This is a genomic window from Streptomyces kanamyceticus, assembly GCF_008704495.1.
Lineage (GTDB): Bacteria > Actinomycetota > Actinomycetes > Streptomycetales > Streptomycetaceae > Streptomyces > Streptomyces kanamyceticus.
The window spans coordinates 6861822-6882281 of the sequence record NZ_CP023699.1 but is presented as its reverse complement, the minus strand read 5'-3'; the positions used below and the strand labels follow the sequence as shown (position 1 = coordinate 6882281).

At 73.0% G+C, this 20460-nt stretch carries 20 protein-coding genes and 1 pseudogene; 13 read left to right on the top strand and 8 right to left on the bottom strand.

The window, feature by feature from the left end; genetic code table 11:
• Positions 1–33 precede the first annotated feature (33 nt).
• Positions 34–2123: pseudogene (locus CP970_RS29710) on the top strand (molybdopterin oxidoreductase family protein).
• Positions 2124–2171: 48 nt separating this feature from the next.
• Here the strand turns inward: CP970_RS29710 and CP970_RS44360 are convergent.
• Together CP970_RS44360 and CP970_RS29705 are read right to left on the bottom strand one after the other, a co-directional pair.
• On the bottom strand, positions 2172–2462 hold the full coding sequence (locus CP970_RS44360) for a DUF6355 family natural product biosynthesis protein (RefSeq protein ID WP_055557163.1): 291 nt from the start codon (positions 2460–2462) through the stop codon (positions 2172–2174).
• Positions 2463–2697: 235 nt separating this feature from the next.
• Positions 2698–3135 (bottom strand): gamma-glutamylcyclotransferase family protein, encoded by a 438-nt coding sequence (locus CP970_RS29705; RefSeq protein WP_055557161.1) that lies wholly within the window; start codon positions 3133–3135, stop codon positions 2698–2700.
• Between the two features lie 308 nt (positions 3136–3443).
• On the opposite strand from CP970_RS29705, the gene CP970_RS29700 reads away from it, so the two are divergent.
• Positions 3444–4124, top strand: coding sequence for a hypothetical protein (locus tag CP970_RS29700; protein ID WP_150494154.1), 681 nt, complete (start codon positions 3444–3446; stop codon positions 4122–4124).
• A complete protein-coding gene (locus CP970_RS29695; protein ID WP_150494152.1) occupies positions 4124–5476 on the top strand; it encodes a sensor histidine kinase in 1353 nt (450 codons plus the stop codon). The genes CP970_RS29700 and CP970_RS29695 overlap by 1 nt, the downstream gene beginning before the upstream one ends.
• Positions 5477–5509: 33 nt before the next feature.
• On the opposite strand, the gene CP970_RS29690 is transcribed toward CP970_RS29695, so the two are convergent.
• Positions 5510–6175: an NADPH-dependent FMN reductase gene (locus tag CP970_RS29690; protein ID WP_055556991.1), complete on the bottom strand. Its 666-nt coding sequence runs from the start codon at positions 6173–6175 to the stop codon at positions 5510–5512.
• A 63-nt stretch (positions 6176–6238) separates the two neighbouring features.
• Between CP970_RS29690 and soxR the strand changes: the two genes are divergently transcribed.
• The 4 genes from soxR (at position 6239) to CP970_RS29670 (ending at position 9324) form a co-directional block, all read left to right on the top strand.
• Positions 6239–6742, top strand: a complete 504-nt coding sequence (soxR, locus tag CP970_RS29685) for a redox-sensitive transcriptional activator SoxR (protein WP_055556989.1) — start codon at positions 6239–6241, stop codon at positions 6740–6742.
• Positions 6743–6751: 9 nt separating this feature from the next.
• Positions 6752–7549 (top strand): aminotransferase class IV, encoded by a 798-nt coding sequence (locus tag CP970_RS29680; RefSeq protein WP_055556987.1) that lies wholly within the window; start codon positions 6752–6754, stop codon positions 7547–7549.
• Positions 7550–7845: 296 nt separating this feature from the next.
• Positions 7846–8460, top strand: a complete 615-nt coding sequence (locus CP970_RS29675) for a hypothetical protein (RefSeq protein WP_055556985.1) — start codon at positions 7846–7848, stop codon at positions 8458–8460.
• A 120-nt stretch (positions 8461–8580) separates the two neighbouring features.
• Positions 8581–9324 carry a class F sortase gene (locus CP970_RS29670; RefSeq protein WP_079044087.1) on the top strand — a complete coding sequence of 248 codons (744 nt, stop codon included), beginning with the start codon at positions 8581–8583 and terminating at the stop codon, positions 9322–9324.
• A 24-nt stretch (positions 9325–9348) separates the two neighbouring features.
• Here CP970_RS29670 and CP970_RS29665 read toward each other — a convergent pair whose 3' ends face one another.
• The 3 genes from CP970_RS29665 to CP970_RS29655 all read right to left on the bottom strand — a co-directional run bounded on the left by CP970_RS29665 (position 9349) and on the right by CP970_RS29655 (position 12016).
• On the bottom strand, positions 9349–10131 hold the full coding sequence (locus CP970_RS29665; protein ID WP_055556995.1) for a sulfite exporter TauE/SafE family protein: 783 nt from the start codon (positions 10129–10131) through the stop codon (positions 9349–9351).
• A gap of 107 nt (positions 10132–10238) precedes the next feature.
• Positions 10239–10430 carry a hypothetical protein gene (locus CP970_RS29660; protein WP_055556984.1) on the bottom strand — a complete coding sequence of 64 codons (192 nt, stop codon included), beginning with the start codon at positions 10428–10430 and terminating at the stop codon, positions 10239–10241.
• Positions 10431–10486: 56 nt separating this feature from the next.
• Positions 10487–12016 (bottom strand): ferredoxin reductase family protein, encoded by a 1530-nt coding sequence (locus CP970_RS29655; RefSeq protein ID WP_224058817.1) that lies wholly within the window; start codon positions 12014–12016, stop codon positions 10487–10489.
• Between the two features lie 485 nt (positions 12017–12501).
• On the opposite strand from CP970_RS29655, the gene CP970_RS29650 reads away from it, so the two are divergent.
• The 6 genes from CP970_RS29650 to CP970_RS29625 all read left to right on the top strand — a co-directional run bounded on the left by CP970_RS29650 (position 12502) and on the right by CP970_RS29625 (position 19218).
• Positions 12502–13722 (top strand): NAD(P)/FAD-dependent oxidoreductase, encoded by a 1221-nt coding sequence (locus tag CP970_RS29650; RefSeq protein WP_150494150.1) that lies wholly within the window; start codon positions 12502–12504, stop codon positions 13720–13722.
• Between the two features lies 1 nt (position 13723).
• Complete coding sequence (nirB, locus tag CP970_RS29645; RefSeq protein ID WP_079043260.1) at positions 13724–16327, top strand: nitrite reductase large subunit NirB; 2604 nt, start codon at positions 13724–13726, stop codon at positions 16325–16327.
• Positions 16324–16674: a nitrite reductase small subunit NirD gene (nirD, locus tag CP970_RS29640; protein ID WP_055544844.1), complete on the top strand. Its 351-nt coding sequence runs from the start codon at positions 16324–16326 to the stop codon at positions 16672–16674. The genes nirB and nirD overlap by 4 nt, the downstream gene beginning before the upstream one ends.
• Before the next feature lie 33 nt (positions 16675–16707).
• The gene (locus CP970_RS29635; protein WP_055544845.1) at positions 16708–17292 is read left to right on the top strand and encodes a TetR/AcrR family transcriptional regulator; all 585 of its coding nucleotides are present in this window, start codon (positions 16708–16710) and stop codon (positions 17290–17292) included.
• An 81-nt stretch (positions 17293–17373) separates the two neighbouring features.
• Positions 17374–18150: an SDR family NAD(P)-dependent oxidoreductase gene (locus CP970_RS29630; protein ID WP_055544846.1), complete on the top strand. Its 777-nt coding sequence runs from the start codon at positions 17374–17376 to the stop codon at positions 18148–18150.
• Positions 18151–18294: 144 nt separating this feature from the next.
• Positions 18295–19218 carry an oxidoreductase gene (locus CP970_RS29625; RefSeq protein ID WP_055544847.1) on the top strand — a complete coding sequence of 308 codons (924 nt, stop codon included), beginning with the start codon at positions 18295–18297 and terminating at the stop codon, positions 19216–19218.
• A gap of 59 nt (positions 19219–19277) precedes the next feature.
• On the opposite strand, the gene CP970_RS29620 is transcribed toward CP970_RS29625, so the two are convergent.
• The gene (locus CP970_RS29620; RefSeq protein ID WP_224058815.1) at positions 19278–19739 is read right to left on the bottom strand and encodes a group III truncated hemoglobin; all 462 of its coding nucleotides are present in this window, start codon (positions 19737–19739) and stop codon (positions 19278–19280) included.
• A gap of 51 nt (positions 19740–19790) precedes the next feature.
• On the bottom strand, positions 19791–20417 hold the full coding sequence (locus CP970_RS29615) for a hypothetical protein (RefSeq protein ID WP_224058812.1): 627 nt from the start codon (positions 20415–20417) through the stop codon (positions 19791–19793).
• Between the last annotated feature and the right edge of the window lie 43 nt (positions 20418–20460).

The following is a 20460-nucleotide window of genomic DNA, read 5'->3' as shown; positions in this document are numbered from 1 at the left end:
ACCCACTGCCCGTACTGCGCCCTGCAATGCGGGATGGGGCTGACCACGGGCCCCCAGGGAGTCGAAGTCGTGGAGCGCGCCGGGTTCCCCGTCAACAAGGGAGCCCTGTGCGGCAAGGGCCGTACGGCTCCCGCGCTGCTCTCCTCCCGGGTGCGGCTGACGGAGCCGCTGGTCCGGTCCCGCGCCACGGGCAGGCTCACGCCCGCCACCTGGGAGGAGGCGCTCGACCGGGTCGCCGACGGCCTCTCCCGTACGCGTACGGAGTACGGCGCGGACGCGTGCGGGGTGTTCGGCGGGGGCGGTCTGACGAACGAGAAGGCGTACGCGCTCGGCAAGTTCGCGCGGGTGGCGCTCGGCACGTCGCAGATCGACTACAACGGACGGTTCTGCATGTCGTCGGCGGCCGCGGCCGGGCAGCGGGCGTTCGGGCTCGACCGGGGGCTGCCGTTCCCGCTGGCGGACATCCCGCGCACCGGGTGCGTGATCCTCGTCGGGTCGAACCTCGCGGAGACGATGCCGCCCGCGCTGCGGTACCTGACGGAACTGCGCGAGAACGGCGGCACGTTGATCGTCGTCGACCCGCGCCGCACCCGCACCGCGGAGCACGCCGATCTGCATCTGGCGCCGCGGCCGGGGACGGACCTCGCCCTGGCGCTCGGCCTGTTGCACCTGGTGGTGGCCGAGGGCCGTACGGACGAGGCGTACATCGAGGAACGGACCAACGGATGGGAGGAGGCACGGGCCGCGGCGATGGCGCACTGGCCCGAGCACGTCGAGCGGATCACCGGGGTGCCCGTTCCCCGGCTGCGCGACGCGGTGCGGCTCTTCTGCGACGCCGGGTCGGGGATGGTGCTCACCGCGCGCGGGCCCGAGCAGCAGTCCAAGGGAACCGACACCGTCGGGGCGTGGATCAATCTCTGTCTCGCCACGGGGCGCGCCGGGCGGCCGCTGTCCGGGTACGGCTGTCTGACCGGGCAGGGCAACGGGCAGGGCGGGCGTGAACACGGGCAGAAGGCCGACCAGTTGCCCGGGTACCGCAAGCTGACCGATCCGGCGGCGCGGGCGCATGTCGCCGGGGTGTGGGGCGTGGACCCGGAGTCGCTGCCGGGCCCCGGCAGGTCGGCGTACGAACTGCTCGACGCGCTCGGCGGCGACGTCAAGGCGCTGCTCCTCATGGGCTCCAACCCGGTCATCTCGGCGCCGCGGGCCGGGCACGTGGAGGAGCGGCTGCGTTCGCTGGACTTCCTCGCGGTGGCGGACGTGGTGCTTTCCGAGACGGCCGAACTGGCGGACGTGGTGCTGCCGGTGACGCAGTGGGCGGAGGAGACCGGGACGGTGACGAACCTGGAGGGCAGGGTGCTGCTGCGGCGCCGCGCGGTGTCGGCGCCGCCCGGGGTCCGCAGCGACCTGGACGTCCTGCACGGCCTCGCCGACCGGCTCGGCCACGGCAAGGGGTTCCCGACCGACCCCGAGGAGGTCTTCGAGGAGTTGCGCAGGGCGAGCGCGGGCGGGGCCGCGGACTACTCGGGGATCTCGTACGCACGGCTCGTGGAGGGCGAGGAAAAGGGAGAAGGAGAGGGAGGGGGAGGGGAGGGGGAGGGGGAGAGAGCGAGGGGGTTGGGGTGTTCTGGCCCTGCCCGGACACCGGGTCCTCCCCGCACCCTGGGACGCCGCGGCTCTTCCTCGAGCGCTTCGCCACCGAGGACGGGCGGGCCAGGTTCGTGCCGGTGGCGCACCGTGCGGCGGCCGAGGAGCCGGACGCGGAGTATCCGGTGCTGCTCACGACGGGGCGGGTGCTCGCGCAGTACCAGTCGGGGGCGCAGACGCGCAGGGTCGACGAGCTCAACTCGGCCGCCCCGGGGCCCTTCGTGGAGCTCCATCCGCGGCTCGCCGCGCGGCTCGGCGTCGTCGAGGGCGAGCCGGTGGCGGTGGTCTCGCGGCGCGGCCGGGCGGTCGCTCCCGCGCGGGTCACGACGGGGATCCGCTCCGACACCGTGTTCATGCCGTTCCACTGGCCGGGCGAGGGGCGGGCCAACTCCCTGACGCATCCGGCGCTCGACCCCGTGTCGCGGATGCCGGAGTTCAAGGTGTGTGCGGTGCGGCTTGAGCGGGCCCGGGGCTGAGAGCGTCCCCGGACCCGCCGTCATGCGGGGGTGTCGCGGATCAGCGGATCAACAGAGGCGTCCTGTGTACCAGGCGCCGCTCACGTCCGATGCCGAGCCGATCCAGGTCACGCCGGGGCCCACGCACTGCTCGGAGTTCGGGCCCCAGTCGTCGATCTCGATCACGATGTGCGAACCGTCGCTCGTGCAGTGGTTGTAGTAGGCGTCGCTGGCGGTCGCGAAGTATCCGCAGGGGTCCTTGACGGCCGCCGGGGAGGCGGTCGCCGAGGATGCCATGGACATCCCGAGGCCGAGGGCAAGAGCGCCGATGAGTGCCGGCAGGGAACGGCGAACTCGCATGAGGCGGCTCCTTCTTGAGGACAGGGTGCTCGCGCACCGACGTGCGCACCGAGTGGTGCACACGGAGAGCCTCCATGTAATTACTCTCGGTAGTCACGTCAATTCGCTCGGACGAGTGATGGAGTCCATCAGATCGAAGTCGAGCGGGTTTGAGCTGCGGTTTTCGTCTCCCGTGCCGTGAGTTCAGGGGGTGGTTCCGTGGGGCGGCCGGTGACTCGGCTCGGGCGGTTCACTCTCACTTCCGGAGCCGGAAGGACGACCAGTCGCCGCCCTCGATCACCGTGCCCGAGGCCCGCAGCCGCGCCTCCACCCGGGGCGCGGCCACATAGACCCAGGCTCGGACCGCCGCGCCGTCGGCGGTGCGGGTCACTTCGCGCACCACGCGCTCGTAGAGGTTGCGCGGATCACCCGGCGCGTACTCCTCCAGGAGGTCGAGAGAGATGAGCAGCCGGTCATGGGCGGACGGTAGCGGGGTCACCAACTCTCCGCGTATGGGCTCAGCTTGGGGTTCCTCCACGGCGTACGGATAACCGGGGCCCTCGTAGAGGACCGCGCCCGGCAGCAGGGCCGGGTCCTCGCGGGCGACCCGGCCGGTCAGCAGCGCCGCGTGATTGCACTCCCCCGGCCGCAACGTGCCGTAGACGAAGAACGGCAGCGCGGTCGGTTCTGGCATGGGGCACCTCGTTCTCGCTCGTACGGAAGTCGCGGCGGTCGCGGCGGTTCTTTCAGAAGTCGTAGCGGTGATCCTTCTTGAAGTCCACCGGCCCGGTGCGCGGGCCCTAGGGCCCGATCCGAAGGTCCCTAATTGGCCGGTTCAGCCATTCTTAGGCGCAGCTGTTACACAATCTCCCGATTTTCGTGACGGATGGTTCCTAGCGTCGGAGGCGGTGGCCGGTCCACTGCCGAATCCCCAGCGCAGTCCCGGGACCGGCCACCGCCACATCCGCACGCACGCCCCCCACCCCGACGGTCCCCCACTCCATGAACCCGATCCTCCGCCACCGGCTCGTCCTGTGTGCCGCCCTCTTCGCCGTTCTTGCGGTCCTCGCGCTCTCCGGATGCGGCAGGACCGACGGCCTCGGCGCCGGTGAGGCCGCGCCGTCCGTTTCGGTGCAGCCGCGCCCCGCGTCGGTCTGGCCCGCCTGGGTGAGCAAGTCGGCCAAGGTGCCCGGCGCCGAAGCGGCCACGCGCCAGCCGCCGCCCCAGGCGCTCAAGGGGCTGCCGAAGGTGGGTTCCGGCGGGCTCGCTTCGATGGACGTACGGGCGATCCTGCGGGCCGATCCGCGTACGAAGCCGCTGGCGGACCGGGAGATGATCGACCGCCCGGGGCAGGCCGGGCTCCGGCCGCCCATGTTCACCGACCTGACCGGTGACAAGAAGCCCGAGCTGCTCGTGGCCGCGGACACGGAGAGCGGACGGAACGTGCTCGTCGTCTACACCGAGCGCGGCGGCAAGGTCTATCCGATCCTGTTCACCTCGGGGCGGAGCCTGAGCGTCGAGACGATCGGCCCCGATCTGCTGGTGCGCACGCCCTGTGCGGACGGCGGCGAGCAGGCCGTGCGCTTCCACTGGGACGGCACGCGGATGTCCACGCTCAGCGACGTCAAGAACTACAAGCCCTCCCGGCCGCCCACCCCCTCCGACTCCCCCGGCGGCCACTGATGGCGCGCGGGGCCCGCGCCGCGCTCAACAGCCTCGGACTGCGCTGGAAGATCACCGCGCTGCTCGCCGCGGGCTGTGCCGTCGTCGCCGTCGCCATCGGGGTGCTCATCCATCACGCCCGGCTCGACCAGGTGTCCGCCAACGCCAGGTCGGGGGCGGTCGCCCAGCTGGTGCGGGTGCGTCAGCTGTACGAGCTGACCGGGCAGGTCGACCAGGACGACATGGGCGCCGCCATCGACTCGCCCGACCTGCCGAAGCCGCTGCGCGATGCCGCGCTGGCCGGGCGGCGCACCACGTACCTCGACATGGGGTCGGGCGATCCGTGCGTATGGGCGGCGCGACCGGTCGGCGACCAGGTGCTCTCCGTCCGCGAGTCGCTGCGCGAACAGGCCGACGAGATGGCCGAGTTCGACCAACAGCTGATCGGTTCCGGTGCCGCCGTCGTCGGCCTGGCCGCGCTCGGCGGCGCGGGCCTGTCCAGCAGGCTCAGCCGCGAACTGCGCACCGCCGCCGCCACCGCGCGCCGGATCAGCCAGGGCGACCTCGACGCCCGCATCGACCATCCCAGGCCGCCGGGCCTGCGGCACGGCAAGGACGAGGTCGCGGACCTCGCCACCGCCGTCGACACGATGGCCGCGTCGCTGCAGCAGCGCCTGGAGGCCGAGCAGCGCTTCACCGCGGACGTCGCGCACGAGCTGCGTACGCCGCTGACCGGGCTGCACACCGCGGCCGAACTGCTGCCGCCGAGCCGCCCCACCGAGCTGGTGCGCGACCGGGTGCACGCCCTGCGCACCCTCACGGAGGACCTCCTTGAGGTGGCGCGGCTCGACGCCGAGGTGGAGAAGCCCGATCTGGACGTGCATCCGCTGGGGCGTCTCGTCGAGGGGATCGTGCAGCGCGCGGGGTACGACGGCGACGCGGTCCGGTTCACCGACCGGAGCGCCGACAGTGACGGTGACAGTGACAGTGACGACCGTGGTGCGGAGGACATCTTCGTACGCACCGACGCGCGCCGCCTGGAGCGGATTCTCGCCAACCTCGTCACCAACGCCCTCAAGCACGGCGGCGGTTGCGTCGACGTGCGGGTCAGCGGGACGCGCGTCACGGTCACCGATCACGGCCCCGGGTTCCCCGAGTGCCTGCTCAGGGACGGTCCGCAGCGCTTCCAGACCGGCGCGCGCGAACGCGGTCAGGGCACCGGGCTCGGTCTGACCATCGCGCTCGGCCAGGCCCAGGTGATCGGTGCCCGCGTCGACCTCTCCAACGGGCGGGACGGCGGGGCGGTCGCGGTGGTCGACCTGCCGAGGGCCCGGCCGCCGCGCGCGGCCGGGGACTCCCCGGCCGCCGCCTGACACCTCTCACATCTCTCGTGTCTCTCGTATCTATCAACTTCCGTACGGGCGGACCTCCTTGGCGCTCCGCAGCGCCCACGCCCACCACGCCAGCTGGTCGAGCATCGTCTTGGCCGCCGCGTCCGCGCCCGCCGGGTCCTGGTGGTTGCCTTCGGCGTCGAAGAGCGCGCCCGCGTTGTGGAAGGAGACGGTGTCGCGGATCGTCACGGCGTGCAGTTCGGCGAGGACCGGACGCAGGTGTTCGACGGCGCGCAGGCCGCCGGAGAGCCCGCCGTAGGAGACGAGGGCGACTGGCTTGGCCTGCCATTCGGCGCCATGCCAGTCGATGAGGCTCTTCAGGGAGGCCGGGTAGGAGTGGTTGTACTCGGGGGTGAGGACGATGAACGCGTCGGCGGCCGCCAACTTCGGTGTCACCTTGGCGAGTTCGGCGCTCACGGCGTCGGACGGGTTGAAGGAGAGGGACGTGGGCAGATCCGCGTCGGCCAGGTCGACGACGTCGACGACGAGGTCGGTTCGCTCGCGCACTCTGGCGAGCAGCCACTCGGCGACGACGGGCCCGAAGCGGCCCTCCCGGTTGCTGCCGATGACGACGGCGACGCGGAGCGGAGCGGCGGCGGACTCGGAATCCGCGGCGGACGCGAACTCGGTGACAGCGGAAGCGGATTCGATGACAGCGGAGGGTGCCGTGGTTTCGGTCATGAGGGAAGCCTCGTACCTCAACCGCGCTTAAGGTCAAGGCGATCTCGCGGTTAGTCTGCCCGCATGACCTCGCACCTCGCACCGGACGCCAGGGAAGCCACCGTCGGCGAGATCGCCCGGCGCAGCGGTGTCGCCACCTCCGCGCTGCGGTTCTACGAGCGCGAAGGGCTCATCAAGAGCCGCCGCACCGGGGGCAATCAGCGCCGCTACAGCCGCGACACCCTGCGCAGGGTCGCCTTCATCCGCACCTCGCAGGGTCTCGGCATCCCGCTGGCCACGATCCGCGACGTACTCGGACTGCTCCCCGAGGACCGCACGCCGACCCGCGAGGACTGGGCGCGGATCTCCGAGCGCTGGCGCGCCGACCTCGACGCCCGCATCCGCACCCTGGAGCGGCTGCGCGACAGCCTCAGCGACTGCATCGGCTGCGGCTGCCTCTCGCTCACCAAGTGCACGCTGTCCAACCCGCGGGACGACCTCGGTTCGCGCGGCCCCGGGGCGCGCCGGTTCGTCGAGGACCCTTCCTCCGCCGGGGGCCGCGGGTCCGCCGCGCCGGACGCCTCGTAGCGTGACGGCATGACAACGACCCCGCAGGTGCGGCGCATCGAGATCGACGGCCGCCCCGCCACCGCCGAAACGCTGCTCCATCCCGCCACCGTGAACACGGGGCACTTCACCGCGATGCAGATCAGGGGCGGGAAGGTGCGCGGCATCGGCCTCCATCTGGCCCGCCTCGACGCGGCCACCCGCGAACTCTTCGGGCAGGAGCTTGACGGGGACCACGTGCGCGGTCTGATCCGGCACGTCCTGCGCGACGACATCACCGAGGCGTCCGTACGCGTCCACGTGCACGCGCCCGACGGCACCCCCTCCCTGCTGATCACCGTCCGGGCGCCCACGGAGCTGCCCGCCGCGCTGGCGGACCGCGCCCAGGCGCTGCGGTCCGTGCCGTACCAGCGGCCCTTCGCGCACATCAAGCACCTGGGCGGCTTCGCGCAGGCCCGGCACACCGAGCTCGTGCGGCGCGCGGGCTTCGACGAGGCGCTGCTCACCGGGCCCGGCGGGGAGATCAGCGAGGGCGCCGTCACGAACATCGCCTTCTTCGACGGCACCGAGATCGTGTGGCCGAGCGCGCCCCACCTGTCCGGCATCACCATGCAGCTGCTGGAGCCCCGCCTGCCCGCCGCCGGCCTGCCCACCCGCCACGCCCCGGTCACCCTCACCGACCTCCCGTCGTACGCGGCGGCCTTCGTCGTCAACTCGTGGGGGGTCAGTCCGGTGCGGCGGATCGACGACAGGGCGTACGACATCGACGACGCGCTGATGGAGAAGGTGGCGGGGATCTACGCGGGGGTGCCCTGGGACACGATCTGAAAAGAGTGGGACACACCGCCCCCCACACACACCGCACACCCCGCACACCCCCGAGTCACCCATTCACAGCCGTCGCCCGCACCCTTCGGAGACTTCCCCTCGGTACGCCGGTGACCTGCTGGAACGCTCATGGCGCGGCGTCACCGGGTGGGCGATCGAGACGTTTCTGATGGGGTATCAGCAGGCGTGCGGGTGCGAGTGCCACTTACCTCGGCAGTGCGGGGTTCGACCGACGCAGCGGCACTTGGGGGTGCCGCGGGGCGGGCCCGCGCGGAGGTCTCGGAGGAACTAGCACCATGCGCATCGCCCGCCTGCTGTCCGGTACCGCGCTCGCCGTAGCGGCGGCGGGTGCGCTGACCGTCCCCGCGTCCGCCGCGTCCGCCGCGTCCGGTGGCGCCGTCGGGGCCATCGGGGCTGTCAGGGCCATCGGGGCTGTCGGGGCCGCCGGAGGTCTGGAGATCCATCCGGCCACCGTCTCCCCCGGCTCCACCGTCACCGTCAACACCACCGCCTGCGGCTCGGGCGGCACCGCGACGGGCGACGCGAGCGCGGTCGGCGCGGGTACGTTCACGCTGGCGCCGAGCACGCACCCCGAGGACGCGATCGGACAGTTCAAGGTCCCGCCCTCCGCACAGCCCGGCACCTACGAGATCGTCGCGAAATGCTCCGGCGCGGGCGGCCCAGCGACCAAGAACAAGCAGATGGCGGGTGACCTGATGGTCACGGTCACCTCCACCGCGGACGCCGGGGAGCGGCAGCAGCCGCACCCGAAGGGACATGTGAAGACGGGGGTCGGCGGCGCACTCGGTCCCGACCCCGTACAGACCGCGGCGGGAGTGGCGGCCCTTGCCGTCGCCGCCGCGGGCGGTACCTGGCTCCTGCACCGCCGGGCGAGAGGCGACAGGATCTGACGGACACCCTCCGCTGTCCACCGGTACCGCCACCCCTGCCCCCTTCCGGCCCGTGTCCCCTCGCGGGCCGGGAGGGGGACGAGGCACGACAGGACCGACCGAACCCGAGGGGGACGCCGTATGCGCCGCACACACCGCGCATCCCAGTCGCGCACGCGAGAAGGCACGGGTACCCGGTCCCGTACGGGTACGGGCACCCAGTCCCGCACCCGCACCCGCACCCGCACCCGCACCCGCAAGAAGACCGGCAACGCCGTCATAGGAGCCGTCACCGTCGTCGCCCTGTGCTCCGGCGCGTGGCTGCTGCGCAGCGGCGCCGAGTCGCATCCGCCGCCGCAGCCCTCCGCCGCGCAGGCCGCGTCGGCCCACCCCGGTGTCCACCGGCAGGGCGCGGGGCCCGCGCCGCTCGCCCCGTCGCCGCCCGACCGGGTGCGGATCCCCGCGATCGGCGTCGACGCGCCCCTGATGGGGCTCGGCCTGACCCCGCAGGGCAGCCTCGACGTACCGCCGCCCGAGCGCGAGAACCTCGCGGGCTGGTACGAGGCGGGCACCACGCCCGGTGAGCGGGGCACGGCCATCGTGGCGGGGCACGTCGACAACAAGGAGGGCCCCTCGGTCTTCTACGAGCTGGGCGCGCTGCGCAAGGGCCGCACCATCGAGATCGAGCGCAGGGACGGCAGCGTGGCCGTCTTCACGGTCGACGCGAACGAGGTGTACGACGCGGCCGACTTCCCCGACGAGAGGGTGTACGGCGCCGCGCACCGCCCCGAGCTGCGGGTGATCACCTGTGGCGGCAAGTACTCGAAGAAGACCGGCTACCAGGGCAACGTGGTGGTCTTCGCGCACCTCACCGGGGTCCGCTAGGACCCGGACCCGGACCCGGATCCGTTACGCGAGCCACTGCTCGTACGCCATCTTCACCACGAGCCCGAAGACGGTGGTCAGCAGGACGACCCTGACGAATCCGGCACCCTTCTTCAGCGCCGTGTGCGCGCCGAACATGCCGCCCGCGAGGTTGAAGACGGCCATGAGCCCGGCCAGCTGCCACATGACCGCGCCCTGCCAGGCGAACATGGCGAGGGCGCCCGCGTTGGTGCAGCAGTTGACGATCTTGGCGGTGGCGGACGCGGAGACCAGGTCGAGGTGGAGCACCGCGGTCAGGGCGAGCACCAGGAAGGTGCCGGTGCCGGGTCCGATGAGACCGTCGTAGAAGCCGATGCCGAGCCCCGCGAGGCCGATCGCGGCGAGGATCCGCTTCGGGGACGCGGGCTCGGCGGACGGCGCGGTGCCGAAGGCGGGCCTGAGGATCACGAAGGCGGCGACGGCGAGCAGCACCACCATGATCACGGGCTTGAGCACCTCGGTACTCATCCCGGCCGCGAAGAAGGCGCCGCCCATCGACCCGGCGAGCGCGGCGAGGCCGATGCGGACGGCGGTCGACACGTCGACGGGGGTCTTCCTGACGTACGTCACCGCCGCGCCCGTGGTCCCGACGATCGCGACGGCCTTGTTGGTGCCGAGGGCGTGCGCGGCCGGGGTGGAGCCGGGCAGGCCGAGCAGCAGGGCCGGGAGCAGCAGCAGCCCGCCGCCGCCCACCACGGCGTCGATCCAACCGGCCGCGAGGGCGGCGAGGCAGAGGACGACGACCGTGGTCAGGGATATGTCAGGCATGATCATGACCTTATGGACGCGGCGATCAGGACGTCCACGGAACGGGTGAGAGTTGAGCGACTTCTGAGCTTTGTGGTGCAGCTTCGTCGCACAGGTTCGTGGTGGCTTCAGGGGGCCGCTTGAGGCTCGGGCGCCGTGGCCGGGGCGCGGTCGGGGGCCGGGGGCGCCGCCGGGTCGACCGTGAGGGCGAGGACGGTGGCGACGAGCGCACTCGCACCGGCCAGGCCCGCGGTGAGCCTGCGGCGGGCCTCGCGGGTGGGGCCCTTCGCCGGGGCGGCGGGTCTGCGATGGCGTCCCATGATCAGCTCTCTCAGTAGGTCCAGCAGGTCCAGCAGGTCCAGCAGGTCCAGTTAGTTCAGTAGGTGAAGCACTCGGTGTGGATGCGTTCTTGCGGGACGCCCGCCCGTACGAGCGCCGCCGTCGCCGCGGCGGACATCCCCGGCGGACCGCAGAGGTAGACGTCGTGCTCGGCGAGGTCGGGCACGAGGTTGCGCAGGGACTGCGGGGCGAGCATGTCGAAGGCGGCGTCGGAGCGGCCGAGCAGGAAGTGCAGACCTGCCTGGCGGCTCGCGGCGATCGCCTCCAGCTCCGCGCGCAGGACGAGCTGTTCGGCGCTGCCCGCGCGGTAGAGCAGCGTGAGGTCGCCGGGGCCGCCCGGCAGCGTCTCGAAGAGGGCCCGCAGCGGCGTGATGCCGACGCCGCCCGCCAGGAGCAGCACCTTGCGCCGCGTACGGCGGTGGGCGGTGAGCGCGCCGAAGGGCCCGGTGGCGAGGACGCGCGTGCCGGGCCTGAGGCGCCGCATCCGCCGGGTGTGGTCGCCCGCCGCCTTCACGGTGATGCGCAGGGTGTCGTCGCGGACGGGCGCGGAGAGGGAGAAGGGCAGCGCGGTGTGCCAGAGCCTGCGCCGCAGGAAGCGCCAGCGGAAGAACTGCCCGGGTTCGGCGCGCAGTTCGTCGAGCCCGATGCCCTGGACGACCACGGAGACGACACCGGGACCCTCCGTCCGTACGTCGATGACGCGCAGGCTGTGCCGCAGCGCCTGCCGTACGGGGACGACCAGGCGGTACCAGACCAGCAGGACGGCGACGGTGGCGTGCGCGAGGGCCCACAGCCAGAGGGTCAGGACGCTGCCCGCGACATCGGGCCCGGCGAGCTGGTGCGCGAAGGCGAGGGCGGCGCCGAGGTAGGTGAGCAGGTGGACGGCGCGCCAGGTCTCGTGCGGGACGCGACGGCGTACGGCACGGGCGGAGCTCACGCCGACGGCGCCGAGCAGGGCGGTGCCGACGGTCGCGGCGGCGATGCCCGGGTAGCCGAGCAGGTCGAGGGCGGCGCTGAGGAGATCGGTCCCGGCGTGGGCGGCGTACCCGCAGAGGGCGAGGAGGGCGTGCCCCGCGCAGAGGCTCAGCACGTAACGCCCGCCGATCGCATGCCGCCGGGCGATCCTGTCGGCACCGACGCCGTGCTCGACGGCGGGCACGCGGGCCATCAGGAAGAGCATGACGAGGATCCCGTACCCGGCGAGCAGCCCGGTGAGATGAGCCCCGGTGGCGAACAGCACGTCGAGCCGCGCGGACGGCTCGGCCTGCACGGCCCATTGGGCGGTGACGGCGAGGGCGCCGGTGAGGAGGCCGGTGCGGAGGGTGGCGGGTGAGAGGCGGAGGGGCGCGGCCGGTTCCGTCGCGGCCCGCGCGTTGCGCTTCCGCTTCGGCGTCGACTTCCGCTTCGGCGTCGACTTCCGCTTCCGCACGGAGCCCACCCGGGGCGGCTCGGCGGGCATCGGCGGTACTGGTGCGGGGCGCGTGGCCCGGGTGGGATCCGTCCGGCTCAGGTAGGCGGACAGCGCCGGGTACGCGTCGAGTCGGGAATCGGCTGCCTCGGTGGTCACGGCGGCACATTAGGCGCCGGGGGCACCGGGAAACGGCTGGTCGGCGACGTATCCGAGATCCTTAAGGCGGCCTTGAGGATCGGCTCAAGGGGGGTTAAGCAACGGGGCTTGCGGGGGTGCCGGGGCAGGTGTGGACCCGCCGGGGATCGGTGACGTGCCGACGGGCCCCTACTCCACCGCTCGGTGCGGAGCAAACGGGTGGGCGGATGGGCGCGTGCCTGACTCCGAGTGGGACCGGCACCTACCTCGCAGCTCGGTGCCGAGTAAACGGGTGGGCGTGGATCCGCCGCGAAGCGGCGGCATACCGGGCGCCGGACGGGACCGGCATCAACCTCACAGCCCGGCGCCGAGCAACCGGACGGGACCCGCCACCAAGCCGCGCAGCGGCCCCTCACACCCGCCCCGACCCCCCACTGAGAACACCGTTCCCCGAGGGAAACAACCCGGCCCCGGCCGGGTAACACCCACCCCGCAGGCTGCGGGACATGACATCCACGCCAGTGGTGATCGGCACGGGCCCGGCCGGCATCCGCGTAGCGCAGCGGCTCGGCGACGACACCGTACTGATCGGCGAGGAGGACCACGCCCCGTACAACCGTGTCCTGCTGGCGGAGGTCCTCGCGGGCCGGTACGCCCCGGACGTCATCGCCCTGCCGACCCCGCGCGGCACCACGCTCCGCACCCGCGCCGTCCGCGTCGACCGCGCGGAGCGGCGGGTGCACTGCGCGGACGGCGCCGTCGTCCCGTACGGCACGCTCGTGCTCGCGACGGGCGCCAACCCCGTCCTGCCCCCGCTGCGCGGCCTGTTCGCGCCTGACACCACCGAACTCCCCCGTGGCGTACACGCCTTCCGCACCCTGGACGACTGCCTCGCGCTGTCCGCCGAAGCGGGTCCGGGCGTCCGCGTCGCCGTCATCGGCGGCGGGTTGCTCGGTGTCTCGGCCGCCCGCGCGCTGGCCCGCAGAGGCGCCCAGGTCGTCCTCCTCCAGCAGGCCGAACGCCTCATGGAGCGGCAACTCGACCCACCGTCGTCCCAGTTGGTGCACGCACACCTGACAGGCCTCGGCGTCGAGGTGCACACGGAGTGCCGGGTGCGCGCCGTCGGCGTGGTCGACGGCGCCGTCCGCCGGGTCGAACTCGCCGACGGGTACGTACTCGGCACCGACGTCACCGTCCTGGCCTGCGGCGCCCGCCCCCGCACCGGTCTGGCGCGGGCCGCCGGACTCGACGTACACAAGGGGATCGTCGTCGACGACCTGCTGCGAACCTCGGACCCGCACATCCGCGCGATCGGCGACTGCGCGGAGCACGCGGGCCGCGTCTACGGCCTGGCGACGCCCGCCGTGGAACAGGCCGACGCCCTGGCCGACGACCTCCTGTCGACGGCAGGGAGGCACCCCCGCCCCCGCCCCTACTCCGGCACCCGCACCCTCACCCGCCTCACCCTCGCGGGCCCAGGCCCCCTGGACCTCGCCGTCTTCGGGGAACTGGAGCCGCGCCCCGAGGACGACGTCGTCCAGCTCACCGACGCCACCCGCGGCACGTACCGCAAGGTCGTGGTCCGCGGTGACCGCCTCGTCGGCGGCGTACTCCTCGGCGATCTTGACGCGGTCGGCGCGCTGGCCCGCGCCTGGGAGGCCGAGGAGCCGCTGCCCGACGACGACACTCCCCTGCTCCATCTGCTCACCCACGACGGAGGCCGCTGACATGCCGATCCCCACAGACATGCCGAGCTCCCGGAATTCCTGGGACTCCCAGAACTCCCCGGACCGCCGCCCCACGATCGTGCTCATCGGCCACGGCATGGTCGGCCAGCGCTTCCTGGAGGCGGCCGCCGAGCGCGGTCTCACCGCCACGCACCGGATCGTGGTCCTGTGCGAGGAACCGCGTCCCGCCTACGACCGCGTCCAGCTCACCTCGTACTTCGCGGGCCGCACGCCCGACGAACTCTCCCTCACCGACCGGGAGTTCATCGAGCGGCACGGCATCGAGCTGCACGTCGGCGACGCCGCCGAGCGGTTCGACAGGGACGCGCGGACGGTGACCGCGCGCTCGGGCCGCGTGTTCGCCTACGACACGCTCGTCCTGGCCACCGGCTCCTACCCCTTCGTGCCGCCCGTGCCGGGCAAGGACGCGACGGGCTGCTTCGTCTACCGCACCATCGAGGACCTGCTGGCCATCGAGGAGTACGCGAAGGCGCGGGCGACGACCGGCGCGGTGGTCGGCGGCGGGCTGCTCGGCCTGGAGGCGGCTGGCGCCCTGCGCGGGCTCGGACTCGCCACGCACGTCGTGGAGTTCGCGCCCCGGCTGATGCCGGTCCAGGTCGACGAGGGCGGCGGCGCCGCGCTGCTTCGGACCCTCACCGGCATGGGCCTGACCGTGCACACCGGCACCGGTACGCAGGAGATCGTGACGGGCGATGACGGCGCCGTGCGCGGCATGAAGCTGTCCGACGGGAGCGAACTCGCCACGGATCTGGTCGTGTTCTCCGCCGGGGTGCGGCCGCGCGACCAGCTCGCCCGCGACCACGGCCTGTCGGTCGGTGAGCGCGGCGGCATCACCGTCGACGAGCGGTGCCGCACCAGCGACCCCGCCGTGTACGCGATCGGCGAGTGCGCGCAGGCCTCGGACGGCCGCGTCTACGGCCTGGTCGCGCCCGGCTACGAGATGGCGGAGACGGCGGCCGCCGCCATCGCCGACACGGAGTGCGCGGGCTTCACCGGCGCCGACCTGTCCACCAAGCTGAAGCTGCTCGGCGTGGACGTGGCGTCCTTCGGCGACGCGCACGGCGCGGCGGAGGGCTGCCTCGACGTCGTCTACGCCGACTCGCGCTCGGGCACGTACAAGAAGCTGGTGATGGGCGCGGGCGGCGAGCTGCTCGGCGGCATCCTGGTGGGTGACGCGGACGCGTACGGCCTGCTGCGCCCGCTGACCGGGACCGTACCCCCGCTGCCCGCCGAGCAGTTGGTGCTGCCCGCGGGCGCGGGCGCCGCCGCCGCGCTCGGCCCGGAGGCGCTGCCGGGCTCCGCCGTGATCTGCAACTGCCACAACGTCACCAAGGACGCCATCCGCGCCTGCTCCTCGCTGCCCGAGGTGAAGAAGTGCACCAAGGCCGGTACGGGATGCGGCAGTTGCCTGAAGGTGATCGGGCAGCTGCTGCCGAAGAGCGGCGACAGCGGCCTGTGCGGCTGCTTCGGGCAGACCCGCCAGGAGCTGTACGAGATCGTGCGGGCGCTGCGGATCACCTCCTACCGCGCGCTGCTCGACGCGCACGGCCGCGACGCGGCGCGCGGCGGCGAGGGCTGCGAGGTGTGCAAGCCCGCGATCGGCTCGATCATCGCCTCGCTGGCCCCGACGATCGGCGCGGGCGGGCACGTCCTCGACGGCGAGCAGGCCGCCTTGCAGGACACCAACGACCACTTCCTCGCCAACCTCCAGAAGAACGGCTCCTACTCGGTGGTGCCCCGCATCCCCGGCGGCGAGATCACCCCCGACAAGCTCATCGTCATCGGCGAGGTGGCCCGGGACTTCGGGCTCTACACGAAGATCACCGGCGGTCAGCGCATCGACCTGTTCGGCGCGCGCGTCGAGCAACTGCCCGTGATCTGGACGCGGTTGGTCGACGCGGGCTTCGAGTCCGGGCACGCGTACGGCAAGGCGCTGCGCACGGTGAAGTCCTGCGTCGGGCAGACCTGGTGCCGGTACGGCGTGCAGGACAGCGTCCGCATGGCGATCGACCTGGAGCTGCGCTACCGGGGCCTCAGGGCGCCCCACAAGCTGAAGTCGGCCGTCTCCGGGTGCGCCCGCGAGTGCGCGGAGGCCCAGTCCAAGGACTTCGGCGTGATCGCCACGGCGAGCGGCTGGAACCTGTACGTGGGCGGCAACGGCGGCGCCACCCCGCGCCACGCCGACCTGCTCGCCCAGGACCTGGACGACGCGGGGCTCGTGCGCCTGATCGACCGCTTCCTGATGTTCTACATCCGCACCGCGGACCGCCTGGAGCGCACCTCGGCCTGGCTGGAGCGGATCGACGGCGGCCTCGACCACGTGCGCGACGTCGTCGTGCACGACTCGCTCGGCATCGGCGCCGAACTGGAGGCCCTGATGGCCGACCACGTCACGCACTACCGCGACGAGTGGGCCGACACCCTCGACGACCCCGAACGGCTCGCGCGCTTCGTGTCCTTCGTGAACGCGCCGGGCACCCCCGACCCGACGGTCCGGTTCGTGCCCGAGCGCCGCCAGATCAAGCCGGACCTGCCCCTGCTGGCCCTCGGCACCCGCCCCCTGGAAGGAAGTGTCGCCCCGTGACCCTCGCGCCCGAGACCACCGCCCTGAAGGTTCAACTCCGCCTGGACCAGGACTGGTTCACGGCCTGCGACCTGGACCGGCTCATCCCCGGCCGGGGCGTCGCCGCACTACTGCCCGACGGCCGACAGGCCGCGCTCTTCCTGGACAGGGACGGCCGCGCGTACGCCATCGACAACCGGGACCCCTTCACAGGCGCGGCGGTACTCTCGCGGGGCCTGGTCGGCTCCGAGCGCGGGCGCCCGTTCGTCGCGTCGCCGCTCCTGAAGCAGCGCTTCGACCTGGAGTCGGGGCGGTGCCTGGACGACGACGAGGTGACGGTCGCCGTCTACCCGACGCAGATTGCTTGACCGATCGTTCTAGAACGGCGTAGCGTCCTCCTCGTGGCAAGGACCAAGGAATTCGATCCGGACGCCGCGCTCCAGTCGGCCCTAGAGCTGTTCTGGCGGCGCGGCTACGAGGCGACCTCGATGGCCGACCTCGTCGAGGAGCTCGGCATCGGCCGCGCCAGCATCTACGCGACCTTCGGCAACAAGCACGACCTGTACCTGAAGGCACTGGACCGCTACGGCGAGAACCAGAACCCGATCCTCCTCGCCGAGCTGTCGGCACCCGGGCCCGCACTACCTGCCGTACGCGCGGCGGTGCGCCGCTTCGGCGCCGAGGCGGCGGCCGACGAATGCCGCCTGACCGGGTGTTTCATCACCAACACGGCGGCCGAGCTGGCCCCGCACGACGAGGCGGCCGCCCGCACCGTCGAGCGCAGCTGGGAGCGGATCGAGACCCTGCTGCACTCCGCGCTCGTCCGCGCCCAGGCGCAGGGCGAGCTGCCGCGGGACCGCGACCCGCTGACGCTGGCGCGGATGCTCCTCGTCCTGATGCAGGGGCTGCGCGTGGTCGGCAAGGCGTCCACGGATCCGGCGCGGGTGCGGGACGCGGTGGAGCAGGCACTGACCCTCCTGGACTGAGCCACCCCCTCTCCAGACACCCTCTTACGACGCTTTTTCATGCCCTAATACTAGATCGATCGGTCAAGAAAAGAGTTCATCATGACTGCAGCAACCCGCACCCGCTTCACCGGCCGCACCGTCCTCGTCACCGGCGGCGGCTCCGGCCTCGGCCGGGCCATGGCGCTCGCGTTCGCCGCCGAGGGTGCCTCCGTCGTCGTCGCGGGGCGCTCCGAGGGCCCCCTGAAGGAGACCGTCGGGCTCATCGAGGACGCGGGCGGCACCGCCCTGGCCCGCACGGCCGACGTCTCGCGCTCCGCCGACCTCGCGGCCCTCGTCGAGGCCACCGTCGAGCACTTCGGCTCGCTGGACGTCGCCGTCAACAACGCGGGCGTCCTGCGCGCCGGGCAGCCGGTCACCGAACTGCCCGAGGACGACTGGCGGACGATGCTCGACATCAACGTCACCGGCGTCCTGCTCGCGCTACAGGCCGAGGTGCGGCAGATGCGGACGCAGGCCACCGGCGGCGCGATCGTCAACATCGGCTCGACCCTGGGCGCCCACACCAGCACCCCCGGCACCGCGGCCTACGGGGCCACCAAGGCCGCCGTCTCCGCGCTGAGCCGCGCCGCCGCCGCCGAGCACATCCGCGACGGCGTCCGGATCAACACTGTCAGCCCCGGCTCCTCGGACACCACCATGTCGTTCCGCCCCGGCGAGACCGAGGCCGACCGCGCGGCCCGCGTCAAGGAGAGCAACCCGCTGGGCCGCGTCTCGACGACCGAGGAGGTCGCCGCGGCCGTGCTGTACCTGGCGTCGGACGAATCGGGCTCCGTGGTCGGCGCCGACCTGCTGATCGACGGCGGCGCGGCGGCCTGACCCCTCGGGACCCGGCCCGTACTCGCCCGTACTCGCCAGTACCCGCCCGTACGCCTCGGTCCCGGGGCCGGGCTCCCTCTCGGCCCCGCCCTGCCTTACCCTGCGGCGAGACTCCGGTACATCCGCTGCAGAGGGAGCCCTGCCATGCCCGCCTGGACCGCGCGCGACATCCCCGACCAGAGCGGCCGCCGGGCCGTGGTCACCGGCGCCAACAGCGGCATCGGGTACGTCACGGCACGCGAGCTCGCCCGTCGCGGCGCCCACGTGGTCCTCGCCTGCCGCAGCGCGGAGCGCGGTCTGCGCGCGGTGGACGAGCTGCGGGCCGAGGTGCCGGACGCCGACGTCGAGTTCGGGCGGCTCGACCTCGCGGACCTGGCGTCCGTGCGGCAGTTCGCCGAGGCGTACGACGACGGCCGCCTCGACCTGCTCGTCAACAACGCGGGCGTGATGGCGCTGCCCTACCGCCGCACGGCGGACGGCTTCGAGACGCAGTTCGGCGTCAACCACCTCGGACACTTCGCGCTCACCGGGCTGCTCCTGCCCCGCCTCCTGGGGACCCCGGGCGCCCGGGTCATCAGCGTGTCCAGCGGCGCCCACGCGCTGGGCAACATCGACATCGGCGACCTCAACAGCGAGCGCCACTACCGCCGCTGGATCGCCTACGGCCGCTCCAAGACGGCCAACCTCCTCTTCATCCACGAGCTGGCACGCCGCCTGGCCGCCGTCGGCTCCGAGGTCGTCGCGGCCGCCGCCCACCCCGGCTACGCCTCGACCAATCTGCAGGCCACGGGCCCCAGGATGGAGGGCCGCAGGACCGCAGAGCGATTCATGGAGCTCGGCAACCGGATCATCGGGCAGGCCGCGGAGACGGGCGCGCTGCCCACGCTGTACGCGGCCACGGAGCCGCGGGTCAAGCCGGACTGGTTCACCGGGCCCGCCTGGGGCGTCCGCGGGGCGCCCACCAGGTCCTGGCGGGCGAAGTGGACGCTGAACGACGTGGCGGGCGAACGGCTCTGGGCCGCCTCGGAGGATCTGACGGGCGTGACGTACGAGACGCTCAAGACCTGACGTACGAGACGCTCAAGACCTGACGTACGAGACGCTCAAGACCTGACGTACGAGACGCCCTACGCCGCCGCCCGCAGCTCCACCGCCGCGAGCGGGACGAAGCCGGGGCCTTCGCCCGCCGTGGACACGTCCTTGCCGCCGAGCCTGCGCAGCACGGCGAGCGCGATCCGCTCCCCCTGCGCCTTCGCGCGGTCCGCGTTCGGGCCCCGGTGCAGCCCGTCGACCGTGGCGTGCCACAGCTGCACCCAGCGCCCGAAGTGCTCGGCGGTGAGCGGGCGCACGGAGTACAGCGCGGCGTGCGGGGCGAAGGCGTTGCGGCGGTAGTCGGCGGTGCGGAACAGCGCGCGCTCCCAGAAGTCGGTGATGCGCGGCAGATGGACGTCGAGGTCGGTCCCGGCGATCTCGGTGAAGAACGGGCCGATCAGCGGGTCGGCGAAGGCGGCCGTGTAGAAGCGGCGGAGCACTACGTCGAGGTCGGCGCGGGAGGAGACGTCCGTCGAGATGCCCATCGAGATGTCCATGTCTCAACGGTCCGCCCCGCGCCCGGCACCTCCCAGGGCCGAAGGTCCCCGTCAGCGCAGGTCGGACGCCTCGAAGACGGCCCGCGCGGCGGCCCCGTCGACGCGGGCCGTGAGGCGCCGCAGCTCGACGCAGCCGGTCCTGAGCAGCCCGGCGTCGCGCGCGGCGCGGGCGCCGGTGTCCAGGCGGTGCAGGAGCAGCGGGTTGTCGACGAGCACCTGCGGGTCGATCTCGACGCGGTTGCCGAGGGAGTCGCACAGGACCAGGCGCGCGGCGACGCCCTCGCTGTGCCGCACGGCGGTGAGCAGCCCGGTGCAGACGTGCCTGCGGCGCCCGAGACCGCGCACGGCGAGCCAGCCGGGCCCCGCCGTCACGCGCACGGGGTGCAGCACCAGGTAGAGCAGCGCGGAGAGGCCGAACCACAGGACGAGCCTGACGGCGCCGAGCGTGCCGTTGGCCCAGTCGACGAGGAGGACCAGGCAGAAGAGGACCAGCGCGCAGAAGCGGGCGTCCCGCACGTCGGAGGCCCAGCGCCGGTCGGCGATGACCTCCCGCCCCGCATCGAGCACATCGCCGTACGCGTCGTGTTCGCCGTACGCGTCGTGCACGACGTCGTCCCGTGCCCGCCCCCGCGCCCGGCCCAGGTGGGCGGCGCGCCGTGTGGTCCTGTTGTGTCCCATGTGCGGCACCGTAGGACGGCCGCGGGGCGCCGTCACCGGCGTT

What these genes read in the sequence shown, in the direction of transcription:
- CP970_RS44360 (WP_055557163.1), bottom strand. Translation starts at nt 2,462, where the DNA reads ATGCGAGTTCGCCGTTCCCTGCCGGCACTCATCGGCGCTCTTGCCCTC.
- CP970_RS29705 (WP_055557161.1), bottom strand. Translation starts at nt 3,135, where the DNA reads ATGCCAGAACCGACCGCGCTGCCGTTCTTCGTCTACGGCACGTTGCGG.
- CP970_RS29700 (WP_150494154.1), top strand. Translation starts at nt 3,444, where the DNA reads ATGAACCCGATCCTCCGCCACCGGCTCGTCCTGTGTGCCGCCCTCTTC.
- CP970_RS29695 (WP_150494152.1), top strand. Translation starts at nt 4,124, where the DNA reads ATGGCGCGCGGGGCCCGCGCCGCGCTCAACAGCCTCGGACTGCGCTGG.
- CP970_RS29690 (WP_055556991.1), bottom strand. Translation starts at nt 6,175, where the DNA reads ATGACCGAAACCACGGCACCCTCCGCTGTCATCGAATCCGCTTCCGCT.
- soxR (WP_055556989.1), top strand. Translation starts at nt 6,239, where the DNA reads ATGACCTCGCACCTCGCACCGGACGCCAGGGAAGCCACCGTCGGCGAG.
- CP970_RS29680 (WP_055556987.1), top strand. Translation starts at nt 6,752, where the DNA reads ATGACAACGACCCCGCAGGTGCGGCGCATCGAGATCGACGGCCGCCCC.
- CP970_RS29675 (WP_055556985.1), top strand. Translation starts at nt 7,846, where the DNA reads ATGCGCATCGCCCGCCTGCTGTCCGGTACCGCGCTCGCCGTAGCGGCG.
- CP970_RS29670 (WP_079044087.1), top strand. Translation starts at nt 8,581, where the DNA reads ATGCGCCGCACACACCGCGCATCCCAGTCGCGCACGCGAGAAGGCACG.
- CP970_RS29665 (WP_055556995.1), bottom strand. Translation starts at nt 10,131, where the DNA reads ATGCCTGACATATCCCTGACCACGGTCGTCGTCCTCTGCCTCGCCGCC.
- CP970_RS29660 (WP_055556984.1), bottom strand. Translation starts at nt 10,430, where the DNA reads ATGGGACGCCATCGCAGACCCGCCGCCCCGGCGAAGGGCCCCACCCGC.
- CP970_RS29650 (WP_150494150.1), top strand. Translation starts at nt 12,502, where the DNA reads ATGACATCCACGCCAGTGGTGATCGGCACGGGCCCGGCCGGCATCCGC.
- nirB (WP_079043260.1), top strand. Translation starts at nt 13,724, where the DNA reads ATGCCGATCCCCACAGACATGCCGAGCTCCCGGAATTCCTGGGACTCC.
- CP970_RS29630 (WP_055544846.1), top strand. Translation starts at nt 17,374, where the DNA reads ATGACTGCAGCAACCCGCACCCGCTTCACCGGCCGCACCGTCCTCGTC.
- CP970_RS29625 (WP_055544847.1), top strand. Translation starts at nt 18,295, where the DNA reads ATGCCCGCCTGGACCGCGCGCGACATCCCCGACCAGAGCGGCCGCCGG.
- CP970_RS29620 (WP_224058815.1), bottom strand. Translation starts at nt 19,739, where the DNA reads ATGGACATCTCGATGGGCATCTCGACGGACGTCTCCTCCCGCGCCGAC.
- CP970_RS29615 (WP_224058812.1), bottom strand. Translation starts at nt 20,417, where the DNA reads ATGGGACACAACAGGACCACACGGCGCGCCGCCCACCTGGGCCGGGCG.